This window comes from Gemella haemolysans (assembly GCF_028308085.1).
Taxonomy (GTDB): Bacteria; Bacillota; Bacilli; order Staphylococcales; family Gemellaceae; genus Gemella; species Gemella haemolysans_D.
On record NZ_JAQMFS010000052.1, the window covers coordinates 1 to 306 of the forward strand.

At 26.1% G+C, this 306-nt stretch carries 1 protein-coding gene; it reads right to left on the bottom strand.

All coding sequences use genetic code 11. The features are described 5' to 3' along the window. Window positions 1-248: transposase (locus tag PNO30_RS08970; RefSeq protein ID WP_271987200.1), on the bottom strand; the 248-nt coding region annotated here is incomplete at its 3' end. Window positions 249-306: the final 58 nt, after the last annotated feature.

Sequence of the window (306 nt, forward strand, 5' to 3'; positions counted from 1 at the left end):
TCATTGTATGAGAGTTCACTTGTTAAGTATAATTCTACAACATATATCTTTTTTTCGAAAGGATATTCTTCATTTTTTCTTGAACGATATAATCCATCATCTCCATATTTCTTATATTTGGCAACCCAAATTTCAATATTATTATGAGATTTTATATCATACTTTTTCGCTAACGATCTTATGCTTATATTTTCATTTATATACTCTAGTACAACTTTCTTTTTAAATTCAAAATTATATTTAGTCATAAAAATACCGACCTCCAAAAAGTTAGATTTTTTGGTCTAACTTTTTGGGGTCGGTACA